Origin of the sequence: Hyphomonas sp. (assembly GCF_036964145.1) — a bacterium.
Taxonomy (GTDB): Bacteria; Pseudomonadota; Alphaproteobacteria; order Caulobacterales; family Hyphomonadaceae; genus Hyphomonas.
Map to the genome: position 1 here is coordinate 333,362 of NZ_JBALUC010000003.1, position 15,186 is coordinate 348,547.

Here is a 15,186-nt window from a genome sequence, read left to right on the forward strand (position 1 = left end):
GCCGTCAGTTCGCCGGGACGCCATAGAAATCCCGGTACCAGTCCACGAACCGGCCAACACCTTCGCGCACCGATGTCGTGGGATTGTAGTTCACTGTCGATTTCAGCAAGGACACGTCGGCATGGGTGCGTTTCACGTCGCCCGGTTGCATGGGCAGCAAGTCCCGCACGGCCTTGCGGCCAAGAGCTTCCTCCAGCGCATCAATGAAGTCGAGCAGGGCCACCGGCTGGTTGTTGCCGATGTTGAGAATACGGAACGGGGCATTCGAGGTGGCCGGATCAGGCGACCGGGCATCCCAGTCCGGATCAGGCGTGGCAATATCCGCGGTCACCCGCAGGACACCTTCGACAATGTCATCGACATAGGTGAAGTCGCGCTCGAGGTGGCCTTCATTATAGATCGGGATCGGTTCGCCCTTCAGCATCTTTTCCGTGAACAGGAAGAGCGCCATGTCTGGCCGGCCCCAAGGGCCATAAACCGTGAAGAAGCGGAGCGCCGTGGTCGGTAAATCATAAAGATGGCTGTAAGCATGCGCCATCAGTTCATTGGCACGTTTGGTTGCGGCATAGAGCTGAAGCGGATGATCTGCGCCGCTATGCTCGGAATAGGGGGTCGTGTCGTTCGCGCCATAGACGCTGGACGTGGAGGCATAGACGAGATGGGCCGTCCCTGCATTCCGGCACGCTTCCAGAATGTTGGCGAAGCCGACCAGGTTTGACGAAACATATTCGCCTGGCGCCTCGATGGAATGGCGCACCCCTGCCTGAGCAGCGAGGTGAATGACGCGGTCAAAACCATGCGCTGCGAAACAGGCATCGACCGCCGCTTTGTCGGCAACATCGGCCTTCACGAAATGGAAGGCGGTGCCGGTGCGGCTGGCAACCCGGTCGATTTCCGCAAGACGCGCCTGTTTCAGGGCGGGGTCGTAATAGGCGTTGAGATTGTCGAGCCCGACGACTTCAATGCCCTGTTCCAGCAGCCGGCAAGCCGTGTGGAATCCGATGAAACCAGCGGCGCCGGTCACCAGATAGGTCTGCAGGGGCGAAGCTGTCGGTGCCTTTGATCCACTATGATCCGTCATAAGCCTGTCGCTCGTCTCCCTGGCGCCCGCCACTCCCCGGCAGGCTTGCGGGTCGAATAGATTTACCCTGTGCCCGCAGAGCAAGGAATCCAACCGCCAGAGGTCATTAGACCAGCTTTTACCTGACGGGTAGGGAGGCCGCTGTGTAAGTCCGCCAAGCTGTCGGAAAAGTTACGTGTTCGCGCTGACGGAAATGGCGTTACCGCGCCGTCATCGCGCCATCCACGACATGCTCCTGCCCACTGATATAGCTTGAGGCATCCGAGGCGAGGAACAGGACCAGCTCGGCCACTTCTTCAGGCCGACCGGCCCGTCCCATCGGGCTGGACTGTGTCGCGATCGCTTCGACGTCCATCTGGTTGGCCCCCGAATGCGCCGTGAGCGCGGCGATCCGGTCTTCATCCATCGCTTCGGTCATGCGGGTAATCGATTTCTGCCAGATCGGCGTATCGATGATGCCCGGATGGACCGAGTTGACCCGGATGCCGGAGCCCATCTGGGCGCACTCCACGGCCGCGGCCTTGGAGAAAAGCCGGACCGCGCCCTTTGACGTGCAATAGGCGCTGGCCCCGGCGGCGCCGCGCAGGCCGGCCACGGATGAGATGTTCACAATAGACCCGCCTTTGGTTCCCATGGACCGTATCGCTGCGCGGGTGCCTAGGAAGACGCTGTCGACATTGACGGTCATCTGCTTGCGCCAGTCATCCAAGGTGAAGTCAGCGATTGCGCCCGCTATGGCGATCCCGGCATTGTTGATGAGGATTGAGGGCGTCCCGAAAGCATTCTCTGTTTGACCAAAGATAGCGTCCCACATGCTTTCGTCGGTCACATCCTGGTGAGCGGTTACAATGCGCCCTCCAGCGTCTGTCACCAGCTTCTCGGTGACCCGCAATCCTTCATCGTCGATGTCCGTCGCCATGATGGCGGCACCTTCGCGCGCCAGCACTTCTGCGCACGCCCTGCCGATGCCGCTCCCGGCCCCTGTTATGATGGCGACTTTGCCGTCTACCTGGCCCATGTTTTCCTCCCGCTTTTTGCATTGCATGTAGCAGTGGAATGGCTTGACCTGCCAGTGGTTTTAAGGTTTACCCCGCGTCTCTAAACGGGATGGTGCAGGGCCGCCGTTGAAATCGTGGGTGCGAATGAGCGCCGCCCACCGACCTGCGTCGACAATGAGGTACTACCATGTCACGTCGCCACAGCGCGAAGTACAAGATCGACCGTCGCGTCGGTGAAAACATCTGGGGCCGTCCGAAGTCCCCCGTCAACAAGCGTAACTACAAGCCCGGTCAGCACGGCCAGAACCGCCGCAACAAGGTCTCCGACTTTGGTCTGCAGCTGATGGCGAAGCAGAAGCTGAAAGGCTACTACGGCGACATCACGGAAAAGCAGTTCCTTCGCATCTACGAAGAAGCGAACCGCATGAAGGGCAACACGTCCGAGAACCTGATCGGCCTGCTGGAATCGCGTCTCGATTCCATCGTCTACCGCGCGAAATTCGTGCCGACGATCTTCGCAGCCCGCCAGTTCGTCAATCACGGCCACGTCATGATCAATGGCCGCCGCTGTAACATCGGCTCCGCGCGCGTGAAGCCGGGCGACGTTGTCCAGATCCGTGAGAAGTCCCGCAACATGGCCCTCGTTCTGGAAGCCCTCGGCAGCGCCGAGCGCGACATCCCGGAATATGTGGACGTCGACCCGAAAGCCATGAGCGCGACCTATGTGCGCGTTCCTGAATTGTCTGACGTGCCATACCCGGTCCAGATGGAACCGGCCCAGGTGGTCGAATTCTACTCCTCGTAAGAGGACTGAATTCCTTGAACATTCTAGAAGGCCGCGCCAGACTGGTGCGGCCTTTCTTATTGGAGATACCGACCGAATGAACATCCCTGATATTGCGCATGTCCGCCAGCACCTGATTGCCAAGCCCGGCGAGCCTTTCTCCCTGGCGGCGCGGCCGACACGGGATGAAGCGATCTTTGATGATAAGGAAGACGCCAAGACGAGCCTGAAAAAGGACGCGGCCGTCATCAACGAATTGAAGGATATGCTTTACGCCCACAAGAAGCAGTCCGTGCTGGTCGTGCTGCAGGGCATGGACACGTCCGGCAAGTCGGGCACCATTCGCAATGTCTTCGCTGACACCACGCCGCTCGGCATGGAAGTGAAGGCCTTCAAGGCGCCGAGCAAGAATGAACTGGCCCGCGACTATCTCTGGCGCGTCCACAATGCCGTGCCGAAGAAGGGCCATGTCGGCATCTTTGACCGGTCCCATTATGAAGATGTGCTGGTGGTGAAGGTACGCGGCTTTGCCAGCCCCGAAGACATCGAGCAGCGCTATGACCAGATCAACGCCTTCGAAAAGCACATGACCCAGAATGGCGTCGTTATCGTCAAATGCATGCTGAATGTCGGGTATGAGGAGCAGGGTGTCCGGCTCGCTGAGCGTCTCGTCGAACCGCACAAGCTGTGGAAGTTCAACCCGGCGGACCTCGACGACCGCAGGGACTGGGACAAGTTCATGGGGGCGTATGAGACGGCCGTGGAGCGATGCTCAACGGAACATGCGCCTTGGTACGTCATTCCGGCCGACAGCCGTACACGGCGGAATGCAATGATTGCCCGACTGGTGCGCGGGGCGCTCGAAGATCTCAATCTGGAATGGCCGAAGCCCGGCTACAAGCCGGAAGATTTTGACATAGGCTGAGACCGGGGAGAGCGTGCTCTCCCCGATGCTTCGGCAGGTCAGCCGCCGTGGAAATCGGTGGAGCCGCCACTAATCGGCTTGTTCGCCGAGCGCGAGGCCGGATTGCCATAGATATCGACGCTACCGCCGCTGGACGTCTTGCTCGTGGCGGAGTCGCTGGCATAAGCCCGCACCGACCCACCGCTGCTGGCTTTTGCCTCGACCGACTGACAGGTCAGGCCCTTGGCATTTGCACTTCCGCCGGAGGACGCCTTTATCTCCAGGGTCGTGCATTCGCCATGCACAGACACCGCTGCGCCGCTGGAGACCTCAATCTCCATTGGACCCGATTGCAGGCCTTCTGCCAGCAGGGACGAGCCGGAGCTGGCTTCGATCTCGTTGAGGTCCGGGCCGGTCACGGTGAATTTCACCCGGACCTTGTTGCCCCAGCCGCTGGTCGATTTGCGGGACAGGTAGAGGCGGTCCCCATCAAGGCGAACCTTGACGTCGTCCGGGCCGCCCCGGTCAAATTCCGCCGTGATGGAATATTCCGGAGAGCGGGTGAATTTCACTTCGACCCCGGCGGCGATATCGAGTTCGTCAAAACCGGACAGATTGTAGACTTGGGTCGTGTCAGCTGAGGCGCTGTAGAGCGTTGCGGACAGGGCAAGCGCGGCAAGGCCGGATGCGATGATGACTGATTTTTTCATGGTCTGGTTCCCTTGGTGCTCGGTGTCAGGATTTGATGGAAATGTCGCCGCCACTCGACTCGTTGAGATCGACTTGGGTCGGTGCGCCGTAGACATTGATGTCGGCGCCACTGGACGCTTTGGCTTCCAAGGCCTCGGTGACGCTGACGGACACGTCCGCGCTACTGGATGCTTCGATCTCGGCGGAATTGCACAACAGATCCTTGGCTTCAACGTCGGCTGATGACGACGCATCCACCGTAATCTCGTCGCATGTCCCCGAGAGCACCACATCGGTGCTGGACGAGGCATCAACATCGACATCTGCAGTGCTTTCCAACACAAGTTTGATGTCGGAGCTGGAGGAGGCATCAATTCTGGTCCGGCTATCGGTGACTGCATGGGCGATCACATCCGCGCTCGAGGTTGCCTCGATTGATATTGCCCCGGCAATGAAGTCGGAGGCGTCGATGCTGGAGGAGGAAGACGCGTCCATGTCTGCTGAGGCGGCGCGACCGGAAACAATCAGTTTACCGCTCGAAGAAGAGTCCAGTTCGATTTCCCCCGCATCGATCCCGGAGGCTTCGAGAATTGAGGATTGCGCCACGTCCAGTTCGGAAATGCTCGGCGATGTGACGATCACCGTATAGGAAGGCTTGCGCTTTCCGTTCACTTTCACGCGCAAGTCGCCGTCAACGAGATCCACATGAAGGTTTGCGCGTAGCGATTTCAGAAACCCCAGACTTTCCCGGCTAATCTGAAGCTCACCATCATCAGATTTGATGCTGATATCTGAAAAGTCACCTTCTGCCTGTTCAACGATGACCGAAGTCTCAGATCCCGTTTGGTACAGGACCTTGATGCCGCCATTCACATCAATGCCGGAGAAGGAGTCGACTTGGAAGTCCTGCGTCTCGGCCAGAGCCGGCAAGGCTGCGATGGACAGGGCGGACAGGGAAATGAGCGCGCGTTTCATGGGGGTGCCTCCGATTTGATGAGGCAAGTATGATGTATCGAATAACGATAAGTCAATATATTGTTTTTCAATAATATGTAAAAATCCGTGCGTGTGCTCTGTCATCCGGTGTCGGCATTGCAGAAAACAACCTGCCGATAAATACGGGGTCAGGCGTTCTGGCTGGCAAGCTGTCCGAACAGGTCGTAATCATCCGCGCCAGTGATCGCCGCCGAGACAATGTCGCCCGCTTTCAGGTGACCTGCATTTTCCAGATAGACCACGGCATCGACTTCCGGCGCATCGGCTTTGGTCCGGGCGACCATCTCGCCTGCTTCACCCGCCGGGCCGTCAATGATCACGTCCTGAATCGTGCCGACTTGCGCGGCGGCGCGTTCGGCTGACACCTTGGCCTGCACTTCCATGAAGCGGTGCCAGCGCTCTTCCTTGACCTCGTCTGGCACATGGCCCGGCAGGTCGCGGCTGTCGGCATGGGCGACGTTTTCGTACTGGAAACAGCCGGCACGGTCGATCTTTGCCTCGCGGATGAAATCCAGCAGGACCTCGAAATCCTCTTCGGTTTCGCCCGGAAATCCGACGATGAAGGTCGAGCGGATGGCAAGATCCGGCACGTCCCGGCGCCATTGCAGGATGCGTTCGAGCACACGGTCCTGCTTGGCAGGCCGTTTCATGGCCTTCAGCACCGGCGCAGAGGCGTGCTGGAACGGAATGTCGAGATAGGGCGTGATCAGGCCCTCGGCCATCAGCGGAATGACTTGGTCCACATGCGGATAGGGGTAGACGTAATGCATCCGCGTCCACACGCCGAGACTGCCCAGCCCCTTGGCCAGATCGAGGAAGCGTGTCTGGTATTCCGTGCCGCGCCAGGTTTCCGGCTTGTAGCGCACGTCCAGCCCATAGGCAGACGTGTCCTGGCTGATCACGAGCAGTTCCTTCACGCCGGCGCGGACCAGTTGTTCGGCCTCGGTCAGCACATGATGGATGGGGCGTGAGGCAAGGTCGCCGCGCAGTTTCGGAATGATGCAGAAGCTGCAGCGATTGTTGCAGCCCTCTGAAATCTTCAGATAGGCATAGTGGCGCGGGGTCAGGCGCAGGCCGCTTTCCGGCACCAGATCCATGTGAGGGTTATGGGGCGGCGTCAGATGCGTGTGCACCGCATCCATAACCGCCTCGTATTGGTGTGGGCCGGTGATCGCCAGCACTTTGGGGTGCGCCTTCTCGATCACGTCCGGTTCGGCGCCGAGACAGCCAGTTACGATGACCTTGCCATTGGCTTCTATCGCTTCGCCAATGGCTTCCAGGCTTTCGTCCCGGGCGGAATCGAGAAAACCGCACGTGTTCACCAGCACAAGGTCTGCGCCGGAATAGTCCGGGGCGATCTGGTAGCCTTCCGCGCGCAGGCGGGTGATGATCCGCTCGGAATCGACCAGGGCTTTCGGGCAGCCGAGAGAAACGATGCCGACCTTGGGGGCCTTGGCAGGCCGGATCGGAGCAGGGGCAAGGGATGTCGTGGTCATGGCCGCCCTGCTATAACGAAAGCCCCCCACTGGAAAGAGAGGGCGCACATTGCGCTGTCTGAACAGTTAGCAGTTTCTTTCCATCTTTCCCTCAATTTCCAGAAAGATGTTTGACGGTGCGAAATGCTGATCACCTATGGTAGAGATTGGCAGATTGGGAGGGAGACCCATGACAGACCTGTTCAAGGACATCGCCGTATGGGGTGCAGCCCTGCTGGGCGTTTATCTTGTCGTCTACACTTTGGTGAAATGGCGCCGCGCGGCTCGCGCCTGCCATCCAATGCCATTCCGACGCCGAAAGAGCTATCTCACAGGGCTGGCGTTCAGCGTGATGTTTGTTGCGTCACCGGCTCTGGTACATGCCGACGGACATATGATCGAGGCGGGTATCTCACACTTCTTTGCGGTCTGATCCTCAGGCCTCCTCGAGTTCGACGCCCTTGTCTTTCATGAAGTCGCGCAGTTCGCCGCTTTCGAACATCTCTTTGACGATGTCACAGCCGCCAACGAATTCGCCCTTCACATAGAGTTGCGGAATGGTCGGCCATTCCGAATAGGCCTTGATGCCTTCGCGCACAGCCTGGTCTTCCAGGACGTTGGTCGAGACGTAGTCGACGCCCAGATAATCCAGAACCTGCACCACGACGGACGAGAACCCGCATTGCGGGAAAGTCGGTGTGCCTTTCATGAAAAGCACGACGTCATTGGATTTGACGGCCTTTTCGATGGCATCGAGCGTGGCTTGATCGGTCATTCTGGTATCTCCGCTGTTGCCTCAGCATGTGTGGTGGATACCCGGCAGCGTCAAGCTTTGATGCTGCCGGGCAGGTGTTCCCTTACCAGCCACAGCTTTCGGTGGCGTTCTGATCCTTCAGGTAAAGCATGAGCGGATCGAAATATTCGATGATCGCGCTGCCATCCATCTGGCGGGTGCCAGTGAACTCTTCCAGTGTGTCCGGCCAGGGCTGCGAAGCGCCGGCTTCGAGCATCGCGTTGAAGCGCTCGCCAACTTCCTTGTTGTCATAGATCGAACAGCGGTGCAGCGGGCCTTCCCATCCGGCCTGCTCACAGGCGGCTTTGTGAAACTGGAACTGCAGGATGTAGCTGAGGAAGTAACGCAAGTACGGTGTGTTACCCGGAATGTGGTATTTCGCGCCGGGATCGAACGCATCGGCCGGGCGCGGGGCCGGCGGCACGAGGCCCTGATTCTTCAGGCGAAGATCCCACCAGGATGTGTTGTAGGCGTCTGGTGCGGTCTCACCCGACAGGACATCCCAGCGCCAGCCATCCACCGTCAGGGCGAAGGGCAGGAAGGCGATCTTGTCGAGCGCAGTTTGCATCAGCAGGGCGGTGTCGGCATCAGCGCCTGGCTTTTCCTCCTCGGTGATCAGATTGATCTGCTCCAGATATTCCGGTGTGATCGACAGGCCGACAAAGTCACCAATGGCTTCGTGGAAGCCGTCATGTGCGCCGGTTTTGTACAAGTAGTCCTGATCCTTGTAGGCGCGCTGGTAGAAATTGTGACCCAGCTCGTGATGCACCGTGTAGAAGTCTTCCGAGTTCACTTCGGTACACATCTTGATGCGTACATCTTCCTCATCGTCCAGATCCCAGGCCGAGGCGTGGCAAACGACTTCGCGGCCCTCTGGGCGCACGATCATGGAGCGTTCCCAGAACGTCTCAGGCAGAGGATCAAGGCCAAGCGATGTGAAGAAGGCTTCGCCCGTCTCGACCATCTTGATGGCGTCATAGCCCTTTTCCTGCAGGCGCTCGGTGAGGTCGTAGCTCGGTCCCGGCACGTCCGGTTTCACGACGTCATAGATGGAGGACCATTGCTGGGCCCACATATTGCCGAGCAGGTCAGCGCGGATCGGGCCGGTGCGCGGCTGGACGTCGTCGCCATACTCATCATTGAGCTTGGCGCGCGTGAAACAGTGCAGCTCCTCATAAAGCGGTTCCACCTGCGTCCACAGGCGTTGCACTTCGGCTTCCATCTCTTCCGGCGCCATGTCGTAGCCGGACAGCCACATCTGGTCGAGGCTCTCGAAGCCGAGCTCGTTGGCGCCTTCATTGGCGATCTCGACCATGCGGGCATAATCATCCTTCATCGGGACGGAGATCGTGCGCCAGCCTTCCCAGACGGCTTTCAGCTCTTCCGGGTCACGGCTGGTTTCGATGATGGTCGAGAGCTGGTCGAGGTTCAGCGCCTCGCCCTTATAGGTGAATTTGCCGGTGCCATAGGTGGCGTCGAGATTGGTTGTAATCTGGGACAGCTCTTCGGCGGCGCCGGGCGTCGACGGGGCGGGGATTGTGATCCCGGTCCGCAGCATGGTCATCTTGCGGGCAAGATCGGCCGGCAGGACGCTGACGTCGAATTGCTTGGATTCATTGGCAAGAGAGACAGCCAGCTTGGTCGAGACGGCGCCAGCCTCAGCGGCGGCAGCATTGGTTTCCGGTGTGATATTGGTGGCCTGGTTCCAATAGGCCTGTGCGGCGATGTGGCTCTGCGCGGCCAACTCGGCTTCCGCGCGCTCCATAAAGGCGCGGGCCTCTGCAATCTCTGCGGCATGGTCAGGCTGAGCGACCGCTTCCGTCGCGGCTTCAGCGGTGTCCAGCGTTGCCTCGTCAGCCTTTTCAGGCGCCGTGCAGGCCGCAATCATGAAACTCAGCGCGATGGCGCTGGTCGTTAAGGTCAGGCGTTTCATAGGGTCGTTTCCTCATCCTTGGTTGCGGATGAAACAATATCGAACCGATCCCGTCGTCAATGTGTAAGATTCAGGAATCCGGCGCCCGTGTTTTCAACGCCAGCGCATGAAGCTCCCCGCCCATCGTCCCTTTCAGGGCAGAATAAACCAGCTGGTGCTGTTTCACGCGCGGCATGCCGTCAAACTGGCTGCTTACAATTTCCGCCTGCCAGTGATTGTCATCTCCGGCGAGGTCGGTCAGCGTGATCTCCGCTTCCGGGAAAGCGTCGGTGAGATAACCGAGCAGCGTCTCGCGTGACATGGCCATGGGCAATTCCTTCCAGTTTCAGGGCAGAACTGGCGTCTTCCACCTGCGACGTCAAGCATCTGGCTGACCCGATTGTGACATGAAGGAGGCGACCCTAAAGTACTGATCTCAAAAGCAGCTGCCGGATTCCTGCCATGACCAAGATGCGCGCCTTCATTCTCGCGGAGTTCCTGTTCGCTCTGACCGTTATAGCGGGTGTGTTGCTCTATCTGAACCGGGGCGACGACGCACCGGAATCGCTGGCGCAGTATCACACCCTCTATATTGATGGCCCGGCCATGCTGAACCTGACAGAGACGCTGTCTTCAGATGCGCTGCAGGGCCGCGAAACGGGCACTGAGGGCAATGCCGCCGCCCGCGGGTTCATCCTGAAACGGTTTGAAACAATCGGGCTGCGCCGCGTGGGCGACACCTATGAGCACGCCTTTCCGATCCTGCCGAAGCAGGTCGACGGGGAGACGGCCCCATCGGAAGGCGTGAACCTTCTGGGCTGGATCGCCGGCAAGACGCCGGGCAAGGGACCGATGCTCGTTGTGACCGCGCATTACGATCATCTCGGAATCCGGGACGGCGAGATCTACAATGGCGCGGACGACAATGCGTCGGGCGTGGCGGCGCTGATCGGTTTGGCGGAATATTTCGAGCACCATCCCCCGGAGCATGACATCTTGTTCGCTGCGCTGGACGCAGAGGAGAAGGGCTTTCTTGGCGCGAAGGCGCTCGTTGGGTCCGGCCTGATCGATCTTGGCCGCGTGGCGCTCGATATCAATTTCGACATGGTCAGCCGCTCCGAAGCAGGCGAGCTGTATGTGGCCGGGACGACGCCGTATCCCCAGCTGAAGCCCCTGATGGACGACCTGGCTGCGCAGGCTCCGGTCTCCCTGCTGACGGGGCATGACTCACCGGAACTCGGCCATGACGACTGGACGGCGCAGTCGGATCATGTGGCCTTTCACGAAGTGGGCATCCCTTTTCTCTATTTCGGAGTCGAGGACCATGCAGGCTATCACGATCCTACGGATGACTATGTAAATCTCACACATGATTTCTTCGTGCGGGCCGGGGACACACTGGTCATGGCAGTCGAGGCCGCTGACCAGTGGATCGGTCAAGCGGGCCCATAACTAAAATTGATCCTTTCAATGACGATCATGCCAATGGGGGCGCGCAAACGCGGACGTGCCGAATGCGTTCCATCATGTCTGCGCAACGCCTAATTCGTGGTATGAAAACCACACTCTGAGGCGCATAATCCCTTTCTAAAACAACGGTAAGGGTCATTAATCCGCATTAAGAATATGTGGCTTTCCGGCAACTGCTGTGTGTTGCGGTTTTTTCATCGGAACGGACACAGTTCAGACACGGTTTCCTTGTGGTCTCGTCGAACTGGCGGGAGCTGAATACGTCTTTAAAGGAGACCACATGTTTAAATATATTCTGATCGCATCCGCGGCTACGGGTCTGGCTGTTTCTGCACAGGCTCAGTCCTATGAGAGCGACACGGGTTTCTATCTGGATGGTGGCTACCAGTATCTGGAAATTGAACCCGATGGTGCAGAGCAGGGCGTCGACACGAACGGTATTGCCGCACGTCTCGGCTACAAGTTCAACAATGTTTTCAGCCTTGAGGGTGAACTGGCATCAGGCATTGATGATGGCGAGTTCGACTACAATACCGATGAAGACGAATTCAACTTTGATGACAACAATGATGGTGACTTCAACGACCTGATCGCTGCTTCCGGTGATATCGGCCTGAACTATCTGGTCGGTGTGTTCGGTCGCGCTGATCTGCCGATCACCGAGCGTCTGGATGTATTTGCTCGAGCTGGATACAGCTATATCGATCTTGATGCATCCCTCGCGACGCCAGGTGGGGCTGCGATCGACGTGGCTGATTCCGAGAACGGCCCTGCTGTGGGTGCAGGCCTCACCTACGCGCTCAATGAAAATTGGGAGTTGCGCGGTGACTACACCTACTATTCGTTCGAAGACGCGGACACGAATGGTGCAATGGTTGGTGTGGGCTACAAATTCTAGGCCGACTACACACTAACTGACAAGAAATGCTCCTCCTGCAGAATGCGGGAGGAGCATTTTTTTTATCAGTCTACAGAATCCATGTAGGTTGGCAGCCAGCCTTCATGGGCTTTGCGGAGAGTGGCAAGAGGGAGGCGCTGTTCAGATTCGCCGACCACTTTGAACGTCACGACGTTTTCGGTGAAACGCCCGACCTGTGTAACTTCCATGCCTGCCTCGGTCAGCTCGGCGCGGAAGATCTCTTCCTGGTCTGGTGAGACCGCCACCAGGTAGCGGTCATGGTCTTCGCCAAACAGGTAGGCAGGCGTGTTGTCTGCAGGCGCGAAGATTTCTGCCCCCAGACCGGCCGCAAGACTCATCTCCGTCATTGCACATGCCAAACCGCCGTCGCTCACATCATGCACAGCGCCGACACGCCCAGTTGCGACGAGGCGACGAATTTCTGTTGCGGTACGCACGGTGCGCTGAAGATCCACCATGGGAGGGGCGCAAAGGTCGGAGCCCTTCAAGGACAGTATTTCTCGGGCATATAGGCTTGCGCCCAACTGACTTCCTAGCGGACCTATCATGAAGGCGAGGTCGCCATCCTGCGTGCCTTTCAGTGTTGCCACTTTTGAGACATCCTCGATCAGGCCGACACCGCCCACCACCGGGGTGGGCGGAATGGCGACGCCGTCGGTCTCGTTGTAGAGGCTGACATTGCCGGAGACGACCGGGAAGTCGAGTGCGCGGCAGGCATCGGCCATGCCTTCGATGGCCTTGACGATATAGCCCATCGTGGCCGGTTTTTCGGGATTGCCGAAATTGAGGTTGTCGGTGATCGCAATCGGCATCGCGCCGACGGCAGAGAGATTGCGATAGGCTTCGGCGACCACAGCCTTGCCGCCTTCATACGGGTCTGCGGCCACATAGTGCGGGTTGCAGTCCGAACAGATGGCGAGCGCCTTGTTCGTGCCGTGGATACGGACAATGGCCGCATCGCCTTGCGACTGCGAACTGTCCACTGTGTCGCCCATGACGTGGCGATCATACTGTTCCCAGATCCAGCGCTTGGAGGCCATGTCCGGGCAGGACATCAGCTTCAGCAAGACGTCGCCATAGTTTTCGGGCTCAGGATATTTAGACACGTCAAACGGCGCGCGCTTTGGCGGCTCGGTCCAGGGGCGGTCATAATTCGGGGCATCATCGGCAAGCGGTGCGACCGGGATGTCGCAGACCGTCTCGCCAAATTGCTTCAGCACGAGATGGCCCGTGTCGGTGGTCTCGCCAATCACTTCGGCGTCGAGGTCATATTTGTCGAAGATCGCTTTCGCGATTTCGATCTTGTCCGGATAGAGCACCATGAGCATCCGCTCCTGGCTTTCCGACAGCATGATTTCGTAGGCCGTCATGCCTTCCTCGCGCTGGGGCACCTTGTCGAGGTCCATGACCACGCCGATGCCTTCGCCATTCTCGCCGCCGCTGGCGGCCATCTCGACGGATGAAGAGGTCAGGCCTGCGGCGCCCATGTCCTGGATCGCCTGGATGGCGTCGGTCGCCATCAGCTCAAGACAGGCCTCGATCAGAAGTTTCTCGGTGAAGGGGTCGCCAACCTGAACCGTCGGGCGCTTTTCTTCATCGCCCTCGGAGAATTCTGCCGACGCCATGGTCGCGCCGTGGATGCCATCGCGGCCGGTCTTGGAGCCGACATAGAAGATCGGATTGCCGGGCGTTGCACCGCGCGCATAGAAAATCTTGTCCTGGTCCGCGAGGCCGACGGCCATCGCATTGACGAGGATGTTGCCATTATAGCCTTCGTCGAACTGGGTCTCGCCCGCGACGGTTGGCACCCCGACGCAATTTCCGTATCCGCCAATACCGGCGACGACTCCTGCCACAAGACTGCGGGTCTTGGGATGGTCCGGCGAGCCGAAGCGCAGCGCATTGACCAGTGCAATCGGGCGCGCGCCCATGGTGAATACGTCCCGCAGGATACCGCCGACGCCCGTCGCCGCGCCCTGATAGGGTTCGATATAGGACGGGTGGTTGTGGCTCTCCATCTTGAAGATCGCGGCCTGTCCGTCGCCAATATCGATCACGCCCGCATTCTCGCCGGGCCCCTGAATGACGCGGTCATTCTTGGTCGGGAATTTCGATAGATGGCGGCGGGAGGATTTGTAAGAGCAATGCTCGGACCACATCACCGAATAGATGCCGAGTTCGACGAGGTTGGGATTGCGCCCAAGCCGTGTGACGAGGCGCTCCCATTCATCGGCCTTGATGCCATGTTCCAGGCCGGCAGTGTCATCCTGCTCGGCGGTGAGGTGGGCGAGGATCGCAGATGTGTCAGTCATGACCGGCGCTTTAGCGGCAATTGCCACGAGTCGCCAGACTCTATTGCCGTTCCGGACAGGAAGTGGGCGAATTTGGCATCGTGAACAGGATTTAACGGAAACCGGACGGGAGGGATGGGCGTTTTAACGGCGGACGGGGAAGCTTTTTGAAAGGAGCTCAACCATGAGACATCTGTTATTGTTCGCCGCGCCTCTGGCGCTCGGGGCCTGTGGGGCAGACGTCAGCCAGTCAAGCGGCGACCCGATGCCGGCGCCAAAGCCGATCGCGTCGTCGGAAAAGCCTGACCAGACTCAACAACGCCCGGAAAAACAGGTCACGGAACTGGCCGGCAGCTGGACGGAGGCGGACAGCGCCAATAATGGTCAGCGCCTTGAATACGCTTCGGAAGATGGCGTGGTCGCCGTGTCGCTGACCTGCCAGCAGCCGGATGCCTTTTTGGGCGAGGACGGCGCCAATGCGCTGGTCCTGCGCCGCACATATGAGGATGATGAAGCGCCGAACCAGATTGGTGTGCTCACCTCGGCCGGGAATGGCGCCATCACAGCCCAGCTCGACGAGGAAACCGGCGAGGTGACTGGCATTTTCGATACGCGCTCCCAGGCCGCTCGTGCGCTGGCCAATGGCGAGGGCAATCTCCGCCTCGTGGCTGGCCAGAGCGAATATGTCGTGCCGACAGATGACCGCGTCGAACAATTGGTGGAATCTTGCCGTCCCCCGATTGAGGCGACTCTTGAAGGCGAAGCCGAGGCGGACGCCGATGCCGAAGAAGCGGATGAGCCCGACGGTGAAACGCCTTCCGGCTCCTGATGCCCCAAACGAAAACTGGCCCACATCACGTGATGTGGGCCAGT

At 59.2% G+C, this 15,186-nt stretch carries 15 protein-coding genes; 6 read left to right on the forward strand and 9 right to left on the reverse strand.

The genetic code is table 11. From position 1 onward, the window contains the following. Positions 1-4 precede the first annotated feature (4 nt). Positions 5-1,081: an NAD-dependent epimerase gene (locus tag V7660_RS11470; RefSeq protein ID WP_335603181.1), complete on the reverse strand. Its 1,077-nt coding sequence runs from the start codon at positions 1,079-1,081 to the stop codon at positions 5-7. Positions 1,082-1,280: 199 nt separating this feature from the next. After that, on the reverse strand, positions 1,281-2,099 hold the full coding sequence (locus tag V7660_RS11475) for an SDR family NAD(P)-dependent oxidoreductase (protein ID WP_335603182.1): 819 nt from the start codon (positions 2,097-2,099) through the stop codon (positions 1,281-1,283). A 167-nt stretch (positions 2,100-2,266) separates the two neighbouring features. Here V7660_RS11475 and rpsD point away from each other — a divergent pair, with 167 nt between their 5' ends. Together rpsD and V7660_RS11485 are read left to right on the forward strand one after the other, a co-directional pair. Beyond that, positions 2,267-2,884, forward strand: coding sequence for a 30S ribosomal protein S4 (gene rpsD / locus V7660_RS11480; RefSeq protein ID WP_034815539.1), 618 nt, complete (start codon positions 2,267-2,269; stop codon positions 2,882-2,884). A 76-nt stretch (positions 2,885-2,960) separates the two neighbouring features. Continuing rightward, positions 2,961-3,788, forward strand: a complete 828-nt coding sequence (locus tag V7660_RS11485) for a PPK2 family polyphosphate kinase (RefSeq protein ID WP_335603183.1) — start codon at positions 2,961-2,963, stop codon at positions 3,786-3,788. Between the two features lie 38 nt (positions 3,789-3,826). Here V7660_RS11485 and V7660_RS11490 read toward each other — a convergent pair whose 3' ends face one another. The 3 genes from V7660_RS11490 to rimO all read right to left on the reverse strand — a co-directional run bounded on the left by V7660_RS11490 (position 3,827) and on the right by rimO (position 6,949). After that, a complete protein-coding gene (locus V7660_RS11490; RefSeq protein ID WP_335603184.1) occupies positions 3,827-4,477 on the reverse strand; it encodes a head GIN domain-containing protein in 651 nt (216 codons plus the stop codon). Positions 4,478-4,502: 25 nt separating this feature from the next. Further along, positions 4,503-5,432 (reverse strand): GIN domain-containing protein, encoded by a 930-nt coding sequence (locus V7660_RS11495; protein ID WP_335603185.1) that lies wholly within the window; start codon positions 5,430-5,432, stop codon positions 4,503-4,505. A 149-nt stretch (positions 5,433-5,581) separates the two neighbouring features. Next, complete coding sequence (gene rimO, locus V7660_RS11500; protein ID WP_335603186.1) at positions 5,582-6,949, reverse strand: 30S ribosomal protein S12 methylthiotransferase RimO; 1,368 nt, start codon at positions 6,947-6,949, stop codon at positions 5,582-5,584. 169 nt (positions 6,950-7,118) lie between these two features. Here rimO and V7660_RS11505 point away from each other — a divergent pair, with 169 nt between their 5' ends. Continuing rightward, the gene (locus V7660_RS11505; protein ID WP_335603187.1) at positions 7,119-7,361 is read left to right on the forward strand and encodes a hypothetical protein; all 243 of its coding nucleotides are present in this window, start codon (positions 7,119-7,121) and stop codon (positions 7,359-7,361) included. Between the two features lie 3 nt (positions 7,362-7,364). Here the strand turns inward: V7660_RS11505 and grxD are convergent, their stop codons facing one another. The 3 genes from grxD to V7660_RS11520 form a co-directional block, all read right to left on the reverse strand. After that, positions 7,365-7,703 carry a Grx4 family monothiol glutaredoxin gene (gene grxD, locus V7660_RS11510; protein WP_335603188.1) on the reverse strand — a complete coding sequence of 113 codons (339 nt, stop codon included), beginning with the start codon at positions 7,701-7,703 and terminating at the stop codon, positions 7,365-7,367. A gap of 82 nt (positions 7,704-7,785) precedes the next feature. Next, a complete protein-coding gene (locus V7660_RS11515; protein ID WP_335603189.1) occupies positions 7,786-9,654 on the reverse strand; it encodes a M2 family metallopeptidase in 1,869 nt (622 codons plus the stop codon). A gap of 70 nt (positions 9,655-9,724) precedes the next feature. Next, positions 9,725-9,961, reverse strand: coding sequence for a BolA family transcriptional regulator (locus V7660_RS11520; RefSeq protein ID WP_335603190.1), 237 nt, complete (start codon positions 9,959-9,961; stop codon positions 9,725-9,727). A 134-nt stretch (positions 9,962-10,095) separates the two neighbouring features. Between V7660_RS11520 and V7660_RS11525 the strand changes: the two genes are divergently transcribed. Together V7660_RS11525 and V7660_RS11530 are read left to right on the forward strand one after the other, a co-directional pair. Further along, positions 10,096-11,085, forward strand: coding sequence for a M28 family peptidase (locus V7660_RS11525; RefSeq protein WP_335603191.1), 990 nt, complete (start codon positions 10,096-10,098; stop codon positions 11,083-11,085). Between the two features lie 298 nt (positions 11,086-11,383). After that, a complete protein-coding gene (locus V7660_RS11530) occupies positions 11,384-12,001 on the forward strand; it encodes a porin family protein (RefSeq protein WP_335603192.1) in 618 nt (205 codons plus the stop codon). Positions 12,002-12,066: 65 nt separating this feature from the next. Here V7660_RS11530 and purL read toward each other — a convergent pair whose 3' ends face one another. Then, positions 12,067-14,334 (reverse strand): phosphoribosylformylglycinamidine synthase subunit PurL, encoded by a 2,268-nt coding sequence (gene purL, locus V7660_RS11535; protein WP_335603193.1) that lies wholly within the window; start codon positions 14,332-14,334, stop codon positions 12,067-12,069. 163 nt (positions 14,335-14,497) lie between these two features. On the opposite strand from purL, the gene V7660_RS11540 reads away from it, so the two are divergent. Next, on the forward strand, positions 14,498-15,142 hold the full coding sequence (locus V7660_RS11540) for a hypothetical protein (RefSeq protein ID WP_335603194.1): 645 nt from the start codon (positions 14,498-14,500) through the stop codon (positions 15,140-15,142). The last annotated feature ends 44 nt before the right edge of the window (positions 15,143-15,186 follow it).